The 22,841-nt window shown below is 62.6% G+C and carries 18 protein-coding genes; 4 read left to right on the top strand and 14 right to left on the bottom strand.

Annotated features, from left to right (window positions below):
- Nucleotides 1-3 precede the first annotated feature (3 nt).
- The 11 genes from AC1ZQA_RS04770 to acuI all read right to left on the bottom strand — a co-directional run bounded on the left by AC1ZQA_RS04770 (nt 4) and on the right by acuI (nt 11,445).
- Nucleotides 4-642, bottom strand: coding sequence for a reverse transcriptase domain-containing protein (locus tag AC1ZQA_RS04770; RefSeq protein WP_482678677.1), 639 nt, complete (start codon nt 640-642; stop codon nt 4-6).
- 555 nt (nt 643-1,197) lie between these two features.
- A complete protein-coding gene (soxB, locus tag AC1ZQA_RS04765) occupies nt 1,198-2,937 on the bottom strand; it encodes a thiosulfohydrolase SoxB (protein ID WP_482678676.1) in 1,740 nt (579 codons plus the stop codon).
- Nucleotides 2,938-3,016: 79 nt separating this feature from the next.
- Nucleotides 3,017-3,667, bottom strand: a complete 651-nt coding sequence (gene soxX / locus AC1ZQA_RS04760; RefSeq protein ID WP_482678675.1) for a sulfur oxidation c-type cytochrome SoxX — start codon at nt 3,665-3,667, stop codon at nt 3,017-3,019.
- Between the two features lie 11 nt (nt 3,668-3,678).
- Entirely contained in the window at nt 3,679-4,521 is an 843-nt protein-coding gene (soxA, locus tag AC1ZQA_RS04755) for a sulfur oxidation c-type cytochrome SoxA (RefSeq protein WP_482678674.1), read from the bottom strand.
- An 85-nt stretch (nt 4,522-4,606) separates the two neighbouring features.
- The gene (soxZ, locus tag AC1ZQA_RS04750) at nt 4,607-4,918 is read right to left on the bottom strand and encodes a thiosulfate oxidation carrier complex protein SoxZ (protein ID WP_482678673.1); all 312 of its coding nucleotides are present in this window, start codon (nt 4,916-4,918) and stop codon (nt 4,607-4,609) included.
- 78 nt (nt 4,919-4,996) lie between these two features.
- Nucleotides 4,997-5,470 carry a thiosulfate oxidation carrier protein SoxY gene (soxY, locus tag AC1ZQA_RS04745; protein WP_482678672.1) on the bottom strand — a complete coding sequence of 158 codons (474 nt, stop codon included), beginning with the start codon at nt 5,468-5,470 and terminating at the stop codon, nt 4,997-4,999.
- 49 nt (nt 5,471-5,519) lie between these two features.
- A complete protein-coding gene (locus AC1ZQA_RS04740; protein ID WP_482678671.1) occupies nt 5,520-6,626 on the bottom strand; it encodes a c-type cytochrome in 1,107 nt (368 codons plus the stop codon).
- A complete protein-coding gene (soxC, locus tag AC1ZQA_RS04735) occupies nt 6,604-7,983 on the bottom strand; it encodes a sulfite dehydrogenase (protein ID WP_482678670.1) in 1,380 nt (459 codons plus the stop codon). The genes AC1ZQA_RS04740 and soxC overlap by 23 nt, the downstream gene beginning before the upstream one ends.
- A 14-nt stretch (nt 7,984-7,997) precedes the next feature.
- A complete protein-coding gene (locus AC1ZQA_RS04730; protein ID WP_482678669.1) occupies nt 7,998-8,396 on the bottom strand; it encodes an ArsR/SmtB family transcription factor in 399 nt (132 codons plus the stop codon).
- A gap of 83 nt (nt 8,397-8,479) precedes the next feature.
- On the bottom strand, nt 8,480-10,369 hold the full coding sequence (locus AC1ZQA_RS04725; protein WP_482678668.1) for a propionate--CoA ligase: 1,890 nt from the start codon (nt 10,367-10,369) through the stop codon (nt 8,480-8,482).
- Between the two features lie 98 nt (nt 10,370-10,467).
- Nucleotides 10,468-11,445 (bottom strand): acrylyl-CoA reductase (NADPH), encoded by a 978-nt coding sequence (acuI, locus tag AC1ZQA_RS04720; protein WP_482678667.1) that lies wholly within the window; start codon nt 11,443-11,445, stop codon nt 10,468-10,470.
- 103 nt (nt 11,446-11,548) lie between these two features.
- On the opposite strand from acuI, the gene AC1ZQA_RS04715 reads away from it, so the two are divergent.
- On the top strand, nt 11,549-12,181 hold the full coding sequence (locus AC1ZQA_RS04715) for a C40 family peptidase (protein WP_482678666.1): 633 nt from the start codon (nt 11,549-11,551) through the stop codon (nt 12,179-12,181).
- Between the two features lie 28 nt (nt 12,182-12,209).
- Here AC1ZQA_RS04715 and lpdA read toward each other — a convergent pair whose 3' ends face one another.
- Genes lpdA through aceE form a run of 3 tightly spaced genes read right to left on the bottom strand, consistent with a single transcriptional unit; the run spans nt 12,210 to nt 18,167 of the window.
- Nucleotides 12,210-14,021 carry a dihydrolipoyl dehydrogenase gene (gene lpdA, locus AC1ZQA_RS04710; protein ID WP_482678665.1) on the bottom strand — a complete coding sequence of 604 codons (1,812 nt, stop codon included), beginning with the start codon at nt 14,019-14,021 and terminating at the stop codon, nt 12,210-12,212.
- Nucleotides 14,022-14,034: 13 nt separating this feature from the next.
- Nucleotides 14,035-15,408, bottom strand: a complete 1,374-nt coding sequence (gene aceF, locus AC1ZQA_RS04705; protein ID WP_482678664.1) for a dihydrolipoyllysine-residue acetyltransferase — start codon at nt 15,406-15,408, stop codon at nt 14,035-14,037.
- Nucleotides 15,409-15,446: 38 nt separating this feature from the next.
- On the bottom strand, nt 15,447-18,167 hold the full coding sequence (gene aceE, locus AC1ZQA_RS04700; protein WP_482678663.1) for a pyruvate dehydrogenase (acetyl-transferring), homodimeric type: 2,721 nt from the start codon (nt 18,165-18,167) through the stop codon (nt 15,447-15,449).
- Between the two features lie 542 nt (nt 18,168-18,709).
- Between aceE and AC1ZQA_RS04695 the strand changes: the two genes are divergently transcribed.
- The 3 genes from AC1ZQA_RS04695 to folD all read left to right on the top strand — a co-directional run bounded on the left by AC1ZQA_RS04695 (nt 18,710) and on the right by folD (nt 22,810).
- A complete protein-coding gene (locus tag AC1ZQA_RS04695; protein ID WP_482678662.1) occupies nt 18,710-21,226 on the top strand; it encodes a PAS domain-containing sensor histidine kinase in 2,517 nt (838 codons plus the stop codon).
- A 15-nt stretch (nt 21,227-21,241) separates the two neighbouring features.
- The gene (locus AC1ZQA_RS04690; protein WP_482678661.1) at nt 21,242-21,856 is read left to right on the top strand and encodes a response regulator transcription factor; all 615 of its coding nucleotides are present in this window, start codon (nt 21,242-21,244) and stop codon (nt 21,854-21,856) included.
- A gap of 93 nt (nt 21,857-21,949) precedes the next feature.
- Nucleotides 21,950-22,810 (top strand): bifunctional methylenetetrahydrofolate dehydrogenase/methenyltetrahydrofolate cyclohydrolase FolD, encoded by an 861-nt coding sequence (gene folD, locus AC1ZQA_RS04685; protein WP_482678660.1) that lies wholly within the window; start codon nt 21,950-21,952, stop codon nt 22,808-22,810.
- The last annotated feature ends 31 nt before the right edge of the window (nt 22,811-22,841 follow it).

Genomic DNA, 22,841 nt, shown 5'->3' with positions numbered 1-22,841 from the left:
CAGCTATGGGATACGAATTCCAGGGGCAAGGTCAATCTTCGTCGAGAGTTTCTGCATCAGCAGGTCGTGATGGACCCGGTCGAAGAATTTCTCCAGGTCGATGTCGACCACGACCCGGCGGCCTGCGGCCACGTATTGCTGCGCTGCCTTGACCGCCTGATGGGCGTTCTTCCCCGCTCGGAAGCCGTCGCTGTGCGCCGGGAAGTCCGCCTCGAAGATCGGCGAGAGGACTTGATGCAACGCTTGCTGGATCAGCCGATCCGTCAGCGTCGGTATGCCGAGCGTCCTGACCCCACCTTGCGGCTTGGGGATGTCCACCCGGCGCACTGGCAAGGGCATGTATTCCCCAGCCAGCAGTTTGGCCTTGATCGTCGGCCAGTGTTGCTTGAGGTGCGCCTTGAACTCGGTCACGCCGATGCCATCGACACCGGCCGCTCCTTTGTTCTTGAGCACCCGATCATAGGCGAGCATCAGGTTGCCGCGTTCGACCACGGCTTCCATCAGCCCGCTTGCCCGCGCCCACTCCGCTTTCGTCCGCCTGCGGGTCGTCACGTCAGCCTCGGCACCGTGCAAGGCCCCCTCGGAGTTCCGCCCCGGTTGTGCTTCGCCGGCATTCACTTGCTGTGAGTCTTCTGCCTTCATTGACTGCCCATGTGTTCCCGCCGCCTACTCGCGGTCTTCCATGTTCGGCCCTTCGGCTTGCGCCTCCTATGGCCTCTGCTGACTTCTGCACAGGCATCCCGCCACCTCACGATGGCACTAGCACAAAGGTCGCCCTCGGCACCCGTGCAGATCTCCCCGGGTATGACGCACCCACCTTGTGCCGCCTCGCTTCGCTCGTGACGGCATCCCGCTGCGCGGGACCGCCCTTCGGGCGTCCTTCGCCTTCGGCTTGTCACGCTTATGCCTGTCGGATCTACGTCACGGCGTTCCGTGCAAGTATCGGGCTTTACAGATATTGGCCTGCTCACCCCGCCGTGCCGCCTCGTATCCGCGCCCCTGTAGTCAGGCCAGCGCTTTGCCTTCGGCTTCCTCCAGATTTCCAGTCGCCCAGAACACCCTTGCCGTTCGGCTAACTCTTCCCCTTGCCGGGCGAGTAGAGGACTTTCACCTCCAAGTGAGTGCGCCCTGCCGGGCGCACCAAAACAAACAGCCCGCAAGGAGCGGGCCGTTTGCAGTGAGCACAAGACTCGGCAATCAGAACATTTTGTTGTAGCTGGCCAAACCAGGATTGCCCTTGACACCGATGAGCTTGGGCTCGTTGACCTTCAAGGGCTTGATGACCTTCTGGTTCTTCAGGTATTCCTCGACGATGTCCCAGATCGGCGGATTGTCCGGCGTCGCACTGGCCTGTTGCACCGGCGCCCAGCCAGCCACCTTGTAGGTTTTCTTGGGATCGATGGGTTTGCCCCCCAGTCGCATGTCCTGAATGCGGTTCCCGATTTTCTCCTTCGGTGCGCAGGTGTACTCCAGGGCGCCGAGTCGGACCATGTCGCCACCTTGCTGGTAGTAGGGATCCGGGTTGAACAGGTTGTCGCAAACGTCTTCCATCACGTTCTTCACCGTCTCCCCGGTCATGTCGGACAGGGTGCAATACGGATACGTGATGGCGAGCTGCGTCATCATGTCTTCGCGGGTGATGGGCGACCCAGGCAGCAGACTGCCGCCCCAGCGGAAACCAGGGGAGAATGCCAGATCGCCACCGCGCACAGCCAGCATCGCATCGACAACCAATTGGTCCCAGGTGCCATTGAAATTACCGCGGCGGTACAGCACACCTTCCGTGTGCGCAAGCACTTCAGTGAGCTTGCTCTCATACGGGGCGCGCAGCTTGGTAATGAGCGCGTCCATCTCCGGATCGGCAGGCAGCAAATCCGAGAACACCGGCAGCAACTTGTACTTGTAGCCCACCATCTTGCCGCCACGGACGTCAAAATCCATCACGCCCATGAACTTGCCGTGAGAACCAGCATTCGTCACCAGGGTCATGCCGCCTGACGGACGGCGAATCTCCACGGCAACCGCCTCGCCATCATGCGTGTGGCCGCCGAAGATGCAGTCGATTCCTTCCACCAGACTGGCCATCTTGCGGTCGACGTCCATTCCGTTGTGGGAGATGACGACCACGAGCTGCGCCCCCTTCTGCTTGACTTCCTTGACCACTTTTTGCATGTGGTCTGTGTCAATGCCGAAAGTCCAGTCAGGAATCAGATAACCCGGATTCGCAATCGGTGTGTAGGGGAAGGCCTGCCCGATGATGGCAACCTGCACGCCATTCATCTGCTTCATCACGTAATTCGGGAATACCGGGTCGCCAAAATCCGCGGTCTTGACGTTCTGCGCGACGAAATCGATCTTGCCCTTGAAATCCTTGTTGACGATTTCCTTGACGCGGTCCTGGCCGTAAGTGAATTCCCAATGTGCGGTCATCACGTCAACACCCAGCTTCAACTGGGCCTCAACCATGTCCTGTCCCTTGGTCCAGAGCGACAGCGCCGTGCCCTGCCAGGTATCTCCACCATCCAGCAACAACGCCCCCGGACGGGACGCTTTCAGTTGCTTGACCAGAGTCGCAATGTGCGCGTAGCCCCCCATCTTGCCGTACTGCTTGGCTGCGCGTTCGAAATCCAGGTAGGTGAATCCATACGACTCACGCGTATTGGGCTTGAAACCGACACGCTTGAGGTAATTCGTCCCAACGAGGTGAGGCAGATGCCCCTCCATACTCGCAATACCGATGTTCACGTTCGGTTCGCGAAAATAAACAGGCCGCAAATGAGCATGACTATCCGTCATGTGCAAGAAATGCACATTACCCGTCTTCGGCGGGTTATACAGACTCTTGACTTCAGCAGCAGTTGCTTCACGGGTCATGGGAAAACCGGTGGCTGCTGCAGCAGCAAGTACACCCATAAATTCACGACGGGTCAGACTCATTCGATCATCCTTGAATAATAAAAAAATCTCGCCGAATCAAAGAATTCGGCGAGCATGAACGACAAATAGATCACTCAAATCACTTGTTGACCGGAGATTGTGGGTCAAACAACAGTGCCATGACATCCTTCATTTGCTGTTGCGTCAGTGCATGCGCCCCAAGCGGAGGCATTTGCGAGCAGGCATTGAAGGACGTGGAATCATAAATCCGTGCCCAAGTGTATTTCACGACTTCCATCGAATTGCCACGGGTTTTTCCATACCCGATGAGAGAGGGGCCGAGGTTGCCCTGGGACGGATTGTTCGGCAGCATGGCGTGGCAGTTGATGCAGTTGCCGCCATTCACTGAGCCGGGTTTGTCATTCCAGGTCATTCCCTTGCCATCTTCAGCAATCTTCAGCCCGGCCTTCCAGTCACCGAAATATTGTCCGTCGGCAGGATAGACCACCTTGCTGTAATGCTCCTTCTCGATGCGAGAAGCGATATCCTTGGGAATTGGTTTGCCGAGATAATCGTACTTCGAGCACTCGTGCTGCGCCTCGGTTTGCACCATCCGATCCAAACCAGCGGAGCCCTTGGCCTGAAAATCGTTCGCGATGATGTCCTTGAACGACTTGGTCATATAGGTGGAGGCGTCCTCGTTAGCCGAAGCCATGCCTCCGCCGTTGCTCGCACAACCCATCAGGCCCACGGAGAGAGCCATGGCCGAAAAAACTGCGATTCGTTTCATTGTGTCTCCTCTTAGCGCTTGAACGACGGAGTCAGGATCTTGTGACCTTTGGCCATCACTCCCATATAGGTTTCCAGATCGATCACGACCTGCGACAGATATTTCGGCTCGGCAATACGCTGTTGGCGCATGCAGTCGTTCATACGCCATTCGAGAGTACGTGCGACACCTTGCGAATCCGGATAGGCGGGCCAAGTCGCTGCCACCCAGGCCTTTTCACCGTCAGGTGTGGCGAGGTTCGGGAGTTTGGAAATCTTGATCTGCTTGTCGTTTTCAGCGTGGCAAGTCGCACAGGAGAAGTTATAGGGGCCTGCACGGTACCAGAAAAACTTCTTGCCGTTGATGAAGGATTGCTTCTCTTCTGGCGTGTTCTGTGCAACATTCATCGGCATTCCATCGGACTGGTGCGCCACATAGAGTGCCAAATTGACAATGTCCGTCGCATTGCCGCCGTTTTTCTCGAATGGGTCTTTCAGAACATCCTTCTGGATTTGCTCCTTGCTGAAACCTTGAATGGTTTCCATGCAGGTCACGAGCCGTGATTCGACGTCCTGCACCTTGCCAGTATCTGCAAAGTAGCGTGGCATTTGCGCGTAAGCGCCTTTCAGCACTCCGGGACCAAGACCGAAATCACAGGTCTCCAGGCTCTTTTTGTTGGGGCCGCGTTTTTCCTTGAACAGCTTCTCACCCGCCGCCACGTTAAATTCTGCGGGGTTGCCACCCATTTGGTTGAGCATGTCGATGTAGGAATCGGCATGTGCGGTCACCGGCATCAAGCCAGCAGCGACCGGCAACGCCAAGGCAAAGGATGCCGTTGCCGCCGACATCGCGAGATTCAACAGTCTTTTTTTCATAGTCTCCTCACAGCACAGAGTGGATTTTGAACTTGCGGGGCCGACGCGAATGCGCCAGCCCCGGCCCTGCTAGATCAGAACGCGATCAGGACACCGTGGTGTCTGCAGTAGACGTCTCGCCCTTGTTGTCGATCCAGGAGACAGTCACTTTGTCGCCGGATTTGCCGCCCTTGAAGCGGAACTCCAGGAAAGGATTCTTGGAAATCGCAGTACCCCAATCGCAGGTCAGTACTGTCTTGTCGTTGCTCTTGCAGGTGACGGACTGGATGAAGTGCGCCGGAATGATCTGACCAGCCTTGTCTTTCAGAAGACCAGTTTCTTCGGGGTGAGTCATCAGAACGCGCACCACAACTGCGTCGCCTTCAATGTTTGCCCGCATACGCATCGGGAAAGCCATAGTTTTTACTCCTTGAATTTGAGTGATTGCTGTCAGTCAGCAGAATCTGAAGATTTCAATGCGTGTTGAGCGTTGCGATCAGCCGCCGCAACCACCCAGAGTCACCTTGATTTCTTTCTTGCTGTACAGCAGTTTGTCGCCGACTTTCGCCACAGCGTAGACATTGCAGGTTTGCGCCATCTTGACGCGGGTTGCCACGTTGGGCACCGTGACATCCGTCATGTTGAACTGACCGGCCAGCACGGTCGGGTTCTTTTCAACGATGATGCCCAGAGCGGTCGTACCGGCAGCATTGCTTTTCACACCGACAGGCACAACAGCGCCGTTTTCAGCGATGTCCGGACCGATGATGGTCACATCGGTGCTTTCAGTGGGCGTGCCACCCCAGATCTTGGCCGCGTCGGCGAACGTCTTGGCTTCGAACAAAGGGGCGTTCCAGCCCGGAGCGTCAGCGGCAAGCGCGACAGTGGGCATGAGACCTGCCGATGCAGCAACGCCCAGGGCGGCTGCGCCTGCACCGATCTGCATGACCTGGCGACGAGTTTGATTCATCAGTCTTCTCCTTAAAGTGAACAGGACGTACCTGTATCTGAATAACGTTTTACTGCTTGGCGCCGTCGACAACCCACTCGGCAATCATCTTGGCATCCGCTTCGCTGATGGTTTGCGGCGGCATGGGAATTGAACCCCAAACCCCAGAGCCGCCCTTGATGATGCGGGTCGTGAGTTCGGCAACCATGTCCTTCTTGCCACCATATTTCCCAGCAATTTCCTTGTAGCCGGGACCAACCAGCTTGTTGTCGCCAAAGCTATGGCAGGCGATACAGCCACTGCCCTTGATCAAGGCAACCACCTTGGCGTTCGGGTCATTGGCTGCTGAAGCCTTTTTCTCCTCGGCCTTTTTCAACTCGGCCTGAGAGACCGTCACCAGACCACGGATCGGGCCCCAGGGACGGGTTTCATCAGCCAGGTTACCCCAGGTGTTCATGGCGTATTCCGGGATGAAGGTCTCGACCTTGGGATTTGGAGCGCAGTTTTTCATGCATTCAACATTGTGGGTATCCGGGATACCCCCATTACCGATTTCCTTGCCCGGCCACATGCCATGGTTCCAGGTCATGCCATTGCGGTTGGGAAGCATATCCTGGACTTGCTGCACGTTATCGCGGGTGAGCACGAAATTGCTCGGCACGACGTTGGCAAGGTTCATCAGATAGGCGACCAGTGCATACGTGTCATCCCAACTCAGGGACAGCGGCGCATTCCACGGCATGGCACGATGGATGTAGTCGAACAGGGTCGACACCGTGGACAGGCGCTGGATCGAGGTACCACCATTCACCAGCGAGGCAACACGGCCGGTCTTGATGTCTTGCTTGGACGCCTGGTAGGCACCAACCAGCGGAGGAAAGACCGCATTGGAATCGGCGAAGTCGCCGTGGCAGGAGGCGCACTTGGCTTCCCACAGCTTGGTTCCGGTGGCGACACTGCCCTGCCCAGGAGGCAAGCCGGCAAAATCAGGGCGGACATCAATGTCCCAAGCCCGGATTTCGTCAGGAGTCGCTGAGCGCCCCAGGGTGCCATCCGTCTTGATGGCCTGCGCCGGGACGCGCGTGTTCACGGGCACACCTGCCGCCATTGCGGAGCCGACAAAGGCCCCACCCAAAATAACCGCCAGCGCGGCCTTACGAATTCGCGAGTTGGACATTGCGAATATCTCCAGTTTCTTCAACTTGCCAGGTTTGAATTGCGTTGTTGTGGTAGACCGAGCGGGTGCCGCGAATTTTGCGCAGCTCTTGATAGGTGGGTTGCACCATGCCGGTTTCGTCCACAGCGCGACTTTGCAGGAAGGCGGCCTTGCCATCCCACACCCAGGGGATGTTGAAGCGCGTCAGCGCCTTGTTCTGAATCGGGCCTTCCAAGCGGGCGGGCTTCCAGTTGATCCCACCATCGAAAGACACATCGACGCGCTTGATCTTGCCACGACCCGACCAGGCAAGACCCGTCACGTTGTAGACGCCCTTGTCCATCAACACCTGCCCACCCGAGGGCGAGGTGATGACCGACTTGCACTCCATCACGGAGGTGTACTGACGCTGAATGCCGTCAGGCATCATGTCGACGTAGCCCAACACTTCGTCTTTGGTGGCGAATGGGGCACGACCCAGCTTGATGCGGCGCAGGTACTTGATCTGGGACACGCCCTCGACACCGGGCACCACCAAACGCAGCGGGTAGCCATTTTCAGCACGCAGCATTTCGCCGTTTTGGCCGTAAGCCACCAGAACCTCGCCGGACAGCACGAGCGACATGGGGATGGTGCGGTTTTCGTGAGAACCGTCCGCACCTTCCCCCATGATGAAGCGCACACCCTTGAGGTCGGCACCGCAGTCCTCGAGGATGTCGATCAGGGGCACACCCGTAAATTCGGAACAGGACACCATGCCGTGGGTGTACTGCACCGTGGGAACGGCGACATTGCCCCACTCCATCGCCGAGTTGGCGCCGCACTCGATGAAATGAATGCGGGAGACGGGCTGCATGCGCATGATGTCGCCCACGGAATACACCTTGGGGTTTTTGATCAGGCCCTTCTCGCCCATCACCATGAAGCGGAATTCCTCGGGGTTGATTTCATACCAACCCTGGTGCGAACGATTGAAGTGCAGGCCAGAGGGCGTGATGATGCCGAACATGCCCTGCAGCGGGGCGAAGGCCACGTTGGCCTGGGTCACGGCAGCCAGACCGGGGCTGATGCGACGCACGAGGTTCTTTTCGTACTTGATCGGCATGCCATAGGGCGGCTCGTCCACTCCGCGCCCCAGGGTGGTGCCCCACTCCGGGTTGTCGAGGATGAGCTTGCTGCCCTTGTTCCCGTCCCAGTCTTTGCGATCATCTGCATAGGCATTTGCTGCGCCACCGGCGGCCATGGTGGCCGTGGCGGCGAGAAATGTCTTACGCAAAAAATCGCGGCGGCCTGCCTGAACCTGCGCAATCTGCTCAGCGCTCAGGAAGTCTTCCGGCGCTTTGCGCAGCCGGCCTAGCTTCTTTGTGTAGTCACTCATCCTCTTTCTCGCTCTTAGTAAGCACGTCGGGCCAGGCGATCCGTCTGCGAAACCGATTCAGGATCGTCGAGCTCGATGGCAATTTGAGTACACACGGTCCGGCACAACTGCACTGCCTTCTCGCTCTGCACACGGTAATAAACCAGATTGCCGACGCGACGCTTGGCGACGACGCCGGCTTGATACAACACCTTGAGATGCTGGGACACATTGGGCTGGGTCGAATCGACCAGGCTCATGATGTCACTGACGCTTTTTTCGCCCGTACAGATGGAATTGAGGATGCGCAAACGCAGCGGCGTCGCAAGGACGCCGAAGAGTTCTGCTGCGGAATCGAAAACCCGATCCACATCGACCGAGAGATCGTCTGCGGGCGCTGTAACCAGTTCCGGGGGCGTGTCGTTTTGGAGCATGTGAATTTGCTTATAAGCAAGCACTGATATTTTTCAAACCAAGCGGTCTGTTGTCCACACTTGGCGGCTAGGAGTTTCCCTAGTCAACTGCGCGCAATTGCATCAGGAATTTGCTGCAAGGCAAGCGGATCTTCGAGTGTAGTCAGATCGCCGGGATCACGGCCTTCGCAGATCGCCTGAATTGCACGACGCAGCATTTTGCCGGAGCGCGTCTTGGGCAGGGCCGTGACCAGGCAGATGCGCTGTGGCCTGGCGACGGCGCCGAGTTGCGCATCCACATGCGCGGCGATGGAGGCCTGCTGCGTGCTGGCTGCATCAAGCTGCCCGGGCCGCAACACCACGAAGGCCCAGGCGGCCTGCCCCTTGAGCGCATCCTGCACCCCGACCACGGCTACCTCGGCGACCGCCGGGTGCGCGCTGATGCTTTCCTCGATTTCACGGGTGCCCAGCCGGTGGCCTGCAACATTGATCACGTCATCGGTACGGCCGAGGATATAGAGATAGCCCTCGGCATCCTGCCGCCCCCAATCGAACGTGGAATACACCTGCCTGTTGGGGTATGTACTCCAGTAGGTATGCACGAAGCGGGCATCGTCGCCCCAGATGGTCTGCAGGCAGCCCGGGGGCAGCGGCCAGTCGATCGCCACCACTCCTTTTTCGCCGGGAGCAACCGGCTCGCCATCGGTTTCGTTGCGCAGACAGACTTTGTAGCCCGGCATGGCCACACCGGGCGATCCCGGGCGGGAGGGTACCTCCGGGAAGCCCTGCGGCGTTGCCAGAATGGGCCAGCCGGTTTCGGTCTGCCAGTAGTTGTCGATCACCGGCTTGCCGAGCGACTCGGCCACCCAGCGTCCGGTCGGTTCGTCCAGCGGTTCACCCGCGAGAAAGATGGCGCGCAGCGCCGACAGATCGTGCCGCTTGAGCAGGGCCGGATCGTGGCGCTTGAGCACGCGCATTGCCGTAGGCGCGGAAAACATCAGGTTGGCGCGGTACTGTTCGGCGATCCGCCAGAACACCGCGGCGTCCGGGCGGATCGGCGTGCCCTCGTACAGGATGGTGGTCATGCCGGTCAGCAGCGGGGCGTAGACGATATAGCTGTGCCCGACCACCCAGCCGATGTCGCTGGTACAAAAAAACGTCTCGCCCGGCTTGCTGCCGAAAATCGCGCGCATCGACAGATGGAGCGCGACCGCATACCCCCCGGTATCACGCTGCACTCCCTTGGGTTTGCCGGTGGTGCCCGAGGTGTAGAGGATGTAGCTCGGGTGCGTGGACTCAACCCAGACACAAGGGACTTGCGCCTGCGCGTAGGTTGCATGCAACTCGGCATATGCGACATCCCTGCCATCCTGCCGCGCCCAGTCTGCCAGACCGCGATCGACCACGATCACCCGCTGCGCCGGATGCTGCGACAGCCGCAGCGCCTCGTCGAGCAGCGGCTTGTACGGCATGACCTTGCCGCCGCGCGAGCCTGCGTCCGCGCTGACGATCACTTTCGGCTGGGCATCGTCGATGCGCGCGGCCAGGCTGACCGAAGCAAAGCCGCCAAACACCACCGAGTGAATCGCTCCCAGCCGCACGCAGGCGAGCATGGCAAACACTGCTTCGGGAATCATCGGCATATAGATCAAGACCCGGTCGCCCTTGCCCACGCCCAGGCTCTGCAGGCTCGCGGCCATGATCTGCACCTCGCGGTGCAGCTCGGCATAGGTCAGACTGCGTTCCTGCCCGGTCTCGGTGGAGACATAGACCAGCGCCGGCTGCTGCGCGCGATCGGCCAGATGCCGGTCGACCGCGTTGTGGCACAGATTGGTCTGCGCGCCGACGAACCACGCGGCAAACGGCGGATGGCTGCGGTCGAGCACCTGATCCCACGGTCGCTGCCAGTCGATCGCCTGCGCCTGCTCGGCCCAGAACGCCTCGGGGGTTTCCACGCTGCGGCGGTAGAACGCCGCGTAGCTCGCTTCTGCCATCTCGCTGTCTCCTCTGTGTTGCGCAGTTGCGCCTCCACGAGCCTAGGAAGGGGTGCTGACTGCCGACTGACGCCCGAGCCGCGCGATCGCGCAATGCGTCAAATCTTGACCACCAGCCGACCGCGCACCTTGCCGTCGATCAGATCCTGCGCAGCGGCGGCGGCCTGCTCGAGCGGAATCTCGTGCGCGATGCGGTCGAGCATCTGCACATCGATCAGATCGACCAGCATCTGCCAAGCCTTGCAGCGCGCCGCCTTGGGCTGCATCACGCTGTCGATGCCCGCCAGCGTCACCCCGCGCAGGATGAAAGGCGCCACGGTGGTCGGAAAATCCATGCCGCCCGCCAGTCCGCAGGCGGCGACCAAGCCGCCCCAGCGGGTTTGCGCGCAGGCATTGGCCAGAGTATGACTGCCCACGGTATCGACTACTGCAGCCCAGCGTTCCTTCTGCAAGGGTTTGCCTGGCGCGGACAGGGTGTTGCGGTCGATGACCTCCGCGGCGCCGAGTTCGCGCAGGTACGCCTGCTCGTGCAGCTTGCCCGTGGAGGCCACCACCTTCCACCCCAGCCGCGCCAGCAGCGCCACCGCGACACTGCCCACGCCGCCGCTCGCACCAGTCACCAGCACCTCGCCCTGCGCAGGGGCGACATCATGCCGTTGCAGCGCCAGCACGCACAATGCCGCGGTGTAGCCGGCGGTGCCCAGCGCCATGGCCTGACGCGCGTTCAAGCCCTTGGGCAGAGGGATCAACCAATCGCCGTTCATCCGCGCACGCTGGCCCAGACACCCCCAGTGCGTCTCGCCCACACCCCAGCCGTTGAGCAGCCAGCGGTCGCCCGGCCGCCAGTCGGGGTGCGAACTCTCCAGCACCGTGCCGGCGCCGTCGATGCCCGGCACCATCGGCCAGCGCCGCACCACCGGAGCGCGATTGGTCAGCGCCAGCGCGTCCTTGTAGTTGAGGGTGGAATACTCCACCGCGACGGTCACATCCCCCGCGGGCAGATCGCCCGCGTCGAGCTGCGCGAGTTCCGCGCGAAAGCCTTGTTCGTTTTGATCCAGGCGCCAGGCTGTGAACATGGTGTTGTCTCCAGAATGGGTTTTGATTTTGCGCCGCACAATCGTTGACACGTTGGGGCAATTTACCTAAATTGGTGCGCTTATGCGAGTCAACCCCTTGTTCGTGTCTCTTGCCGTTGTGTGCTGCACGCTGTGCACCACGCCTGCATGGGCCGATCCGGTCGCACTGCCGCAAGTCGATCCGGCGCAGCCATCCGCCAAAGCGGTGCAGGATGTGAAAAACGCCCAGCGCGACGATGCCTCGCTCAAGCAATGGTTGACCAACAACGGCTTTGTGCATCAGGTGTCCACGCGCGCGTCTGATCTGGTGGTCAATGCGCTGAGCTTTCTTGGCGTGCAGTATCACTATGGCGGCGACACGGCGCGCAGCGGTTTCGATTGCTCGGGGTTCGTGCGCTACGTTTACCAGGAAACGCTGGGCACGGTGTTGCCGCACAACGCTGCGCAGCAGGCGCGTGAGGGCGAAAAGATCTCCGAGAGCCAGCTCAAGCCGGGCGATCTGGTGTTCTTCAACACCCTGCGCCGGGCCTTCTCGCATGTCGGGATCTATATCGGCAACGGCCAGTTCATCCATTCGCCGCGCCCCGGGCAGACCATCCGCATCGAAGATCTCGACGCGCCCTACTGGGCCAAGCGCTTCGACGGCGCCCGCCGCATCCTCACGGGCACGCACACCGAAGTGGCGCAGGACGATCCGCAGCCGCAGACCGCCAGCGATCAGACTGGCGGCCAGTAACGCGTCCCGATCACCGCCTTACCACGCCTTACCGTCTTGGCGGCGGCAGGTCGGTGCAGCTGCCCTCGGCCGCCTCGGCCGCCAGACCGATGCTCTCGCCCAGGGTCGGATGCGGGTGAATGGTGCGGCCGATGTCCACCGCGTCCGCGCCCATCTCGATGGCCAGCGCGATTTCACCGATCAGGTCGCCCGCATGCGTGCCGACGATGCCGCCGCCGACGATGCGGTGTGTTTGCGCGTCGAACAGCAGCTTGGTGAAACCTTCGTCGCGGCCGTTGGCGATCGCGCGGCCTGAGGCGGTCCACGGAAACAGCCCTTTGGTCACGGCAACGCCCTGCGCCCTGGCCTGATCCTCGGTCAGCCCGACCCAGGCGATTTCCGGGTCGGTGTAGGCGACGCTCGGGATCACCCGCGCGTCGAACGCGGCGCGGGCGAGTGTTTCATCGCCCTTGATTTCGCCGGCGCAGACCTCGGCCGCCACATGCCCCTCGTGTACCGCCTTGTGCGCGAGCATCGGTTGGCCGACGATGTCGCCGATGGCGAAAATATGCGGCACATTGGTGCGCTGCTGCGCGTCCACCGCGATGAAGCCGCGCTCGCTCACCGCCACCCCGGCCTTGTCTGCGGCGATCTTGCGGCCATTGGGCGCGCGGCCCACGGCCTGCAGCACCAGGTCGTAGCGCTGCGGCGCGGCGGGCGCGCCTTCGCCTTCGAAGGTCACCCAGATGCCGTCCGGCCTGGCTTCGGCGGCAACGGTCTTGGTCCGCAGCATCACCCGGTCGAAGCGCTTGGCGTTGACCTTGTGCCAGACCTTGACCAGATCGCGATCGGCGCCGGGCATCAGGCCGTCGAGCATTTCCACCACGTCCAGCCGGGCGCCCAGCGTCGAATACACCGTGCCCATTTCCAGGCCGATGATGCCGCCGCCGATGATGAGTATCTTTTCGGGCGCATGCTGCAGCGCCAGCGCGCCGGTGGAATCGACGATGCGCGGATCGTCCGGCAAAAACGGCAGCCGCACCGCCTGCGAACCCGCAGCGATGATGGCGCGGGCAAAGCGCACGGTCTGCGTCTGCCCGGTCTTGTCTTGGCCGTCTCCCAAAGTCAGTTCCACCGCGACGTGGTGCGCATCGACAAAACTGCCGTAGCCGCGCAGCACCGTGACCTTGCGCATCTTGGCCATAGCCGCCAGCCCGCCGGTGAGCTTGCCGACGACCTTGGCCTTGTGCGCGGCGAGCTTGGCGCGATCGACCTTGGGCGCGGCGAATTCCACGCCAAAGTCGGCAAAATGCGCCGCCTCGTCGATCACCGCGGCGACGTGCAGCAGCGCCTTGCTCGGAATGCAGCCGACGTTCAGGCATACCCCGCCGAGTTGCGCGTAACGCTCGATCAGCACGACCTTGAGCCCCAGATCGGCGGCGCGAAACGCCGCCGAGTACCCGCCCGGCCCGGCGCCGAGCACCAGCAGGTCGCATTCCACATCGGCCTGACCGCCGAACGCGGCTGCCGGCTGCGGCGCGGATGCGGCGACCGGCGGCTTTGCCGCCGGCGTGGCAGCCTCTGCGGCCGGCGCTGCGGATGTGGCGGGCCGTGCGGCATCGCCTGCGGCCTCGAGCTCGAGCAGCACCGAGCCTTCGCTGACCTTGTCGCCGAGCTTGACCCGCAGCGCCTTGACCACCCCGGCGGCGCTGCTCGGAATCTCCATGCTGGCCTTGTCGCTCTCCACCGTGACCAGCGACTGATCGACCGCGATCGTGTCGCCAGCTTTCACCAGCACCTCGATCACTTCCACATCCTTGAAATCCCCGATGTCGGGAACCTTGACCTCGATGGTTGCCATGTCGTGCTCCCGCTCAGATCAGCACACGCCGCAGATCGGCGAGCAGCTCGGCCAACAGGGTGGTGAAACGCGCTGCCATTGCGCCGTCGATCACCCGGTGGTCGTAAGACAACGACAGCGGCAGCATCAGCCGCGGCTGGAACGCGGTGCCGTCCCACACCGGCTTGATCTGCGACTTCGACAACCCGAGGATGGCCACTTCCGGCGCGTTGATGATCGGCGTGAACGCCGTGCCGCCCACGCCGCCCAGGCTGGAGATGGTGAACGAGGCGCCCTGCATGTCCGAGGGCTTGAGCTTGCCTTCACGCGCGATGGCGGCGAGCTCGCCCATTTCCTTGGCGATCTGCGCCAGGCCTTTTTGATCCACGTCCTTGAGCACAGGCACCACCAGGCCCTGCGGGGTGTCGGCGGCAAAGCCGAGGTGGATGTAGTCCTTGAGGATCAGGTTCTCGCCGCTCTCGTCGAGCGAGCTGTTGAACGCGGGCATGGCCTTGAGCGCGGTCACGCAGGCCTTCATCACAAAGGCCAGCATGGTGAGCTTGACACCCTGCTTGGCCATGCGCTCGTTGCTTTCCTTGCGGAAGGCTTCGAGTGCGGTGATGTCGGCCTCGTCGAACTGGGTGACATGCGGAATCATTGCCCAGTTGCGCGCCAGATTCGGGCCGGAGAGTTTTTTGATGCGCGACAGCGGCTCGGTGCGCACCGGGCCGAACTTGGCGAAGTCCACCTTGGGCCAGGGCAGCAGATTGAGCCCGCCCAGGCTCGCGCCACCCTGGCCGGCGCCGACGCCCGCGGCTGAAGCGGCCTGGGTGACGGTCTGCCCTGCCATCACCGCCTTGACGAAGGCTTGCACGTCCTCGGCGGTGATGCGGCCCTTGGCCCCGCTGCCCTTGACCTCGGCCAGCGGCACGCCAAGTTCGCGCGCCAGCTTGCGCACACTGGGGGAGGCATGCGGCAACGGCGCAGTCGATGCAGCGGGCACTGGAGCCGCCAGCGCCGCAGTGGGCGGCGTGTGGTGACGCGGCTCGGAGGCGAAACCCACACCGACCGCGGCTGGGGCGATTGCAATCGGCGGCGGCGCAGACGGCGCATCAGCCACCGCAGGCGCGGGCTGTTCAGGCTGTTGCGGCGCGGCTGCGGCAGCCGCCGCGTCCGCGTCGAGCTCCAGCAGCACCGAGCCTTCGCTGACCTTGTCGCCGAGCTTGACCCGCAGCGCCTTGACCACCCCGGCGGCGCTGCTCGGAATCTCCATGCTGGCCTTGTCGCTCTCCACCGTGACCAGCGACTGATCGACCGCGATCGTGTCGCCAGCTTTCACCAGCACCTCGATCACTTCCACATCCTTGAAATCCCCGATGTCGGGAACCTTGACCTCGACGACGGCCATGTTGTGCGTCTCCTGTTGTGTTGTGCGTGGGCTGTCGTTCAGGCGTAGAGCGAGAACGCCTTTTCGGTGTCGATGCCATACTTGGCGATGGCCTCGGACAGCTTGGCCGCGGGCAGCGCGCCTTCGTCCACCAGGCCGCGCAGCGCGGCCAGCACGATGTAATGCCGATCGACCTCGAAGTGGCGGCGCAGCTCGGTACGGGTGTCGGAGCGACCAAAGCCGTCGGTGCCGAGCACGCGGTAGTTGCGGCCCTTGGGCAGGAAGGGACGGATCTGCTCGGCGAACAGCCGCACATAGTCGGTGCTGGCCACCACGGGCCCGCCGTGCGCAGCGAGTTGCTGGGTGACGAAAGGCACGCGCGCAGGCTCGCCGGGGTGCAGCAGGTTCCAGCGCTCGGCGGCCTTGCCGTCGCGCGCCAGTTCGTTGAAGCTCGGGCAGCTCCACACGTCAGCCGCCACGCCCCAGTCCGCTTCCAGCAACTCCTGCGCGGCGATGCTCTCGCGCAGGATGGAGCCGGAGCCCAGCAGCTGCACCCGGGTCTTGACCTTGGCCTTGCCGGGCTTGCACAAATACATGCCCTTGAGGATCTGCTCCTCGGTGCCCTTGAGCAACCCGGGTTGGGTGTAGTTTTCGTTGAGCAGGGTGAGGTAATAGAAGACGTCTTCCTGGTGCTCGACCATGCGCTTCAAGCCTGCGTGCAGGATGACCGCCACCTCGTGGGCGAAGGTGGGGTCGTAGCTGATGCAGTTGGGCACATTGGCCGCCATGATCTGGCTGTGGCCGTCCTCGTGCTGCAGGCCCTCGCCATTCAGCGTGGTGCGCCCGGACGTGCCACCGAGCAGGAAGCCGCGCGCCAGCATGTCCCCAGCGGCCCAGATCAGGTCGCCGATGCGCTGAAAGCCGAACATCGAGTAGAAGATGTAGAACGGAATGGTGATGCGGTTGCTGTGCGAATAGCTGGTGGCTGCAGCGATCCACGAGCACATGCCGCCGGCCTCGTTGATGCCTTCCTGCAGGATCTGGCCTTGCTTGTCCTCGCGGTAGTACATCACCTCGCCGCGGTCCACCGGGGTGTACTTCTGCCCTTCGGGTGCGTAGATGCCGATCTGGCGGTACAGCCCTTCCATGCCGAAGGTGCGGGTCTCGTCCACCAGAATGGGCACGACCCGGGGGCCGAGCGTCTTGTCGCGCAGCAACTGGTTCAGGCAGCGCACATACGCCTGGGTGGTGGAGATTTCGCGTCCCTCGGCGGTGGCTTCCAGCATGGGCTGGAAAATCTCCTTCAGATCGGGTACCGGCAGGTGTTCGTCGGCTTTCTCGCGGCGCTGCGGCAGAAAACCCCCCAGCGCCTTGCGGCGCTCGATGAGGTATTTCATCTCCGGGGTATCGTCGGCCGGCTTGAAGAACGGCAGCTTGGGCAACTCGCTGTCGGGAATGGGAATGTTGAAGCGGTCACGGAATTCGCGGATGTCGTCGTCGGTGAGCTTTTTCACCTGGTGCGCCACGTTGCGCGCCTCGGCCGCGCGGCCCATGCCATAGCCCTTGATGGTCTTGACCAGCAGCACGGTGGGGCCGCCCTGGTGGTTGGCCGCGGCGTGGAATGCGGCGTAGACCTTCTGCGGATCGTGGCCGCCGCGGTTCAGGCGCCAGATGTCCTCGTCGCTCATGTGCTCGACCATCTTCAGCAGACGCGGGTCTCGGCCGAAGAAATGCTTGCGCACGAAGGCGCCGTCGTTGGCCTTCATCGCCTGATAGTCACCGTCGAGCACGTCCATCATCACCTGGCGCAGGATGCCATCCTTGTCGCGCGCCAGCAGCGGGTCCCAGTACGAGCCCCAGATCAGCTTGATCACGTTCCAGCCCGAACCGCGGAACTCGGCCTCGAGTTCCTGAATGATCTTGCCGTTGCCGCGCACCGGGCCGTCCAGGCGCTGCAGGTTGCAATTGACCACGAACACCAGGTTGTCGAGCTTCTCCCGCGCCGCCAGGCCGATCGCGCCGAGCGATTCCGGCTCGTCCATTTCGCCGTCGCCGCAGAACACCCAGACCTTGCGCTTGCTGGTATCGGCAATGCCGCGGGCGTGCAGGTACTTGAGATAGCGCGCCTGATAGATGGACATGATCGGCCCCAGACCCATGCTCACCGTGGAGAACTGCCAGAAGTCCGGCATCAGCTTGGGGTGCGGATAGCTCGACAGCCCCTTGCCGCCGACCTCCTGGCGGAAATGCGCCAGCTGATCCTCGGTCAGTCGCCCTTCCATGTAGGCGCGGGCGTAGATGCCGGGCGAACTGTGGCCCTGGAAATAGATGAGGTCGCCACCATGATCGGCGGTGGGGGCGTGCCAGAAGTGATTGAAGCCGGTGCCATACATGGTGGCCAGCGACGCGAACGAGGCCATGTGCCCGCCGAGGTCGCCGCCGTCGGCCGGATGCAGGCGGTTGGCCCGCACCACCATGGCCATCGCGTTCCAGCGCATGTAGGCGCGCAGGCGTTCCTCCACCTCGACATTGCCGGGGCTGCGCACTTCCTCGTCGGTGGGAATGGTGTTGACATAGGCGGTATTGGCCGAGAAAGGCATGTCCACCCCGTTCTGCCGCGCCTGCGCGATCAGCGACTCCAGCACGAAGTGTGCACGCTCCGGGCCTTCAGAGGCGATCAGCGCTTCCAGCGCGTCGAGCCACTCGCGGGTTTCCTGCGGGTCGGCGTCTCCAGCCGCGGCGGCAAGAGAAGTCTGTTGCATCTCGGGTAATGCGGCCATGTTGTTTCTCCTCATGAATTTGCGCGCAGTATCGCAAACAAATTTTCAAATCACAAGATTTGATTTCGTATCGTGAAATAAGATGCCCTGTTTGTTGAGGGCACTGGGCGAGATTGCATGCCGGACTGCGTCAGCGCAAGGTTTGGGCATCATGCAATCGTCACGCCCCACTCTTGAGCGCCCCCAGGGTCGGCTCGCCGACCCGCCCCCCGTGGGGGTCAAGCCAACTTGGGGCGGCCCTGCGCTTGCTTGAGACACTCTAGGGCCTGTCCACGCTATTGGTGCACCCGCGTTGCCCCCAGGCGGGGATGGATGCAAGGCGGAGGCCAGGGGCAAGGCTGGGCGCCTTGCCCCTGGCTGACAACGCCGCAGACGCCCCGCCTGGGGGCAACCCTGCGGGCCGGGGGTCTGGGCGGCGCACTGCCACGTTGCAGTCCGCTTGTGGTGCAACACACCACGGCACGGCCTGCGCCTCGCATTGCATCCGCCCAGACCCCCGGCGCGGGTGCACCAATAGCGTGAACAGGCCCTAGACTCTCGCTGTGAAACCTTCAAAACCCATCGCCACCCTGAGGCGTCGCGGCTGGACGCAGCATCTGGGCTTGCTGCGCGCCCGCGCCTTGCTGCGGCGCATGCAGTCCGACCGGGTGCTGCTGGTTCTGCCGCTGGTGGTGTTCATCCTGTTTCTGGCGGCCATGGCCGCACTGGTGCGCTATTCGCAGCAGGCCGATCTGCAGCGCGACAGGGACAATCTGCAGCGCGACAGCGAATGGGCGCAGCAGCGCATCAGCCTCGACCTGACGCTGGCGCAGGATCAGGTGCAGGCCATTGCCAACAATCTGTCGCTGCACGAAGACCGCGCCGGCCCCTTCGACGTGCAGGCGCTGCGTCTGCTGCGCCGCTATCCGCAAATCTTGCTGGTGTACTACGCCCATCCCGACGGCGCGGTGGTGTTCAAAAAGGGCAACCCCAATCTGGCGACCGAGCAACTCACTGCCCTGGTCGGCAAGACCCTGCAACGCGCAAACAGCCTGCAATTGGTCCAGCAGGCCTTGATCAGCCAGCGCACTGCATACTCCACGCCGTTCAAGAGCGTGGACAACGGCTGGCTGCTGGAGACCGCCACGCCGGTCATGCGCAACGACCAGCTCGCCGGCGTGGTGGGTCTGGTGTACTCGGTCGATGGCATCTTGCGCAATTCCGTGCCCGAGGATCTGAGTGCCAGCTACGCGGTGTCTCTGCTGGGCGGCAACAACCAGTTGCTGGTCAGCGCATCGAGCCAACCCATTCGCGACAAGGCGCTGCAATACCGCGCCCCGCTGCCACCGTTCGAACCGGGGCTGGTGCTGCAGGTCAGCAGCTACCGCAGCAGCCCGAGCTGGACGACCAAAGGCCTGTACTGGAGCGTGTTCCTGCTCTCCGCACTCACGCTGTGGACCCTGCTGACGAGCTGGAACCAGTTGCGTCAGCGCCTGAGTGCGCAGGAGGCGCTGACGCGCGAAACCGCGTTCCGCCGCGCCATCGAAAATTCCCTCTCCACCGGCATGCAGGCAGTGGACATGCAGGGACGCATTCAATATGTGAATCTGTCGTTCTGCCGCATGACCGGGTTTGAGGACAGCGACCTGATCGGCAGTCAGCCACCCTACCCCTACTGGCCGACGCAACAAGGCGCGGAAATGGCGCTGGCCATCCAGCAGAGCCTGGATGGCCTGGCGCCGCCCTCCGGGTTCGCGCTGAAGATCCGGCGCAAGAACGGCAGTGAGTTCGATGCCCGGGTGTATGTCTCGCCGCTGATCGACGTGCGCGAGAAGCAGACCGGCTGGATCATGTCGGTTACCGACATCACCGAGCCGACGCGCATCCGCCAGGAACTGGCCGCCTCGCACGAGCGCTTCGTCGCCGTGCTCGAAGGGCTGGACGCGGCGGTGTCTGTGATCTCGCTGGGCACCGAGGAGCCGCTGTTTGCCAACAAGCTCTACCGCCAATGGTTCGGCGCGTCGGTGCACGGCCACCTGATGCTCAACGGCGGGCAGCTCACCTCGGTGGCAGACGACGATCACACCGACACCGTGGACTCCTTCGCCGGCCTGCCGGCTGATGAAATTCTCGACGGTCATTCCAATGCGCACGAAACCTATGTCGAGGCCCTCGACCGCTGGTTCGACGTGCGCCAGCGCTACATGCAGTGGGTGGACGGCCGCGTGGCGCAACTGCTCATCGCCACCGACATCACCCCGCGCAAGCGCGCCGAGGAGACCGCACGCAAGCAGGAGGAAAAGGCACAGATCACCAGCCGCCTGATCACCATGGGCGAGATGGCGTCTTCGCTGGCGCACGAGCTCAACCAGCCGCTGACCGCGATCAGCAACTACACCTCGGGCATGATCGCCCGCGTCAAGACCCATGGCATGGCGCAGCATGAACTGGTGGACGCGCTGGAAAAAACCGGGCGTCAGGCGCAGCGCGCTGCCGGGGTCATCAAGCGGGTGCGCGATTTTGTGAAAAAGAGCGAACCGGCCCGCGTGTCCTGTCGCGTGCAGGATATCGTGCGCAACACCCTGGAGCTGGCCGACATCGAACTCACCCGGCGCAACGTGCGCCTGCTCAACTTCGTCGCCCCAGGCATTCCGGCGCTGTATGCCGATCCCATCCTGATCGAGCAGGTGCTGCTCAACCTGCTGCGCAACGCCGCCGAATCGGTGGACAAGGCCGGCCGCCAGGGCAATCTGCGCAGCATCGAACTCAAGGTGCAGGCCGACGCCGAGCGCGTGACCTTCTCCGTCAAGGATCATGGCACCGGCATCGACGACACCGTGATGGAGCGTCTGTTCGAGGCCTTCTACACCACCAAGGCCGAAGGTCTGGGCATCGGCCTGAACATCTGCCGCTCCATCATCGAGTATCACCAGGGCCGTCTTTGGGCAGAGAATTACTACAATCAATCACAGATCGCAGGCTGCATTTTCAGCTTCACGCTGCCGCTTGGCGCACCCAAGGCGCACCCGCCACCGCCGGGCGACAGCGCTCAGCCAGACTTCCTTCCCTCCCGTTTCTGAACCAACCCCGAGCGCATGAAAACAGCAAACAAAGGTACCGTGTACGTGGTGGACGACGATGAGGCCGTGCGCGATTCCCTGCAATGGCTGCTCGAAGGCAACGACTACCGTGTGCGCTGCTTCGAGTCCGCTGAGGGTTTTCTCACGCGCTTCGATCCGCGCGAAATCGCCTGCCTGATCGTCGACGTGCGCATGCCCGGCATGAACGGCCTGGAACTGCAGGACGAACTGCTGCGTCGTGGCTGCACCATGCCGCTGGTGTTCATCACCGGACACGGCGACGTGCCGATGGCGGTGGACACCATGAAAAAAGGGGCGATCGACTTCATCGAAAAGCCGTTCAACGAGGTCGTGCTGCGCGATCTGGTCGACCGCATGCTGCAAAAGGCCCGGCTCGACGCCGAGCAGCAGCAGGCGCAGGCCAGCCGAGGTGCGCTGCTCGGCCGCCTCACTGCGCGCGAGTCGCAGGTGCTCGAGCGCATCGTCGCTGGACGGCTGAACAAGCAGATTGCCGACGACCTCAACATCAGCATCAAGACAGTCGAAGCCCACCGCGCCAACATCATGGAAAAGCTCAGCGTCAGCACCGTGGCCGATCTGCTCAAGATCGCCCTGGGCTCTCCCAAATAAATCCAATCGCCGCAACCGCCCGCCCGACACGCCCGCCCATGCGGGCGTGTACGTTTCCGCCTCCGTTTCCGCCTCTCTTCCCGCCTGCAAACCATGACAGCCCAACGCATCGACGGCCTTGCCCTTTCCGCCCAAATCCGCACGGAGGTTGCGCAACGCGCGCAGGCCTGCACCGCCGCCGGCCATCAGCCCGGCCTGGCCGTCATTCTGGTGGGCGACAACCCGGCCAGCCAGGTCTATGTGCGCAACAAGATCAAGGCGTGCGAGCAGACCGGCATCCACTCGGTACTCGAACAGTATCCGGCTGATCTGAGCGAGGCGGCATTGCTGGCACGCATCGCCGCGCTCAATGCCGACCCGGCGATTCACGGCATTCTGGTGCAGCTGCCGCTGCCCCGGCATATCGATGCGCACAAAGTAATCGAAGCCATTTCGCCCGCAAAAGACGTGGACGGCTTTCATGTGGCCAGCGCGGGGGCGCTGATGGTGGGCCAGCCCGGCTTCAAGCCCTGCACGCCGTACGGATGCATGAAGATGCTCGAGTCCATCGGCCTGCGCGATCTGCGCGGCAAGACCGCCGTGGTCGTGGGCCGCTCCAACATCGTCGGCAAGCCGATGGCGCTGATGCTGCTGGCAGCCAATGCCACGGTCACCATTGCACACAGCGGCACGGCCGACCTGGGTGCGGTCTGCCGTCAGGCCGACATTCTGGTCGCCGCGGTGGGACGCGAAAACCTGATCACCGCCGACATGGTCAAGCCCGGCGCGGTGGTGATCGACGTGGGCATGAACCGCAACGCCGAAGGCAAGCTCTGCGGAGACGTGGACTTCGCCGGAGTCAGCGAGGTGGCTGGCTGGATCACCCCGGTGCCCGGCGGCGTCGGCCCCATGACCATTGCCATGCTGCTGGTCAATACGCTGGAGTCGTGCGAACGCGCACACGGCAACTCATAATGCCCCGAATCGCTGCCAGCTTGACGCACAC

The sequence above is a fragment of the Thiomonas sp. DCM-2 genome, assembly GCF_056820905.1.
The sequence above is the reverse complement of the archived record's forward strand: the minus strand, read 5'-3'. Positions and strand labels throughout refer to the sequence as shown.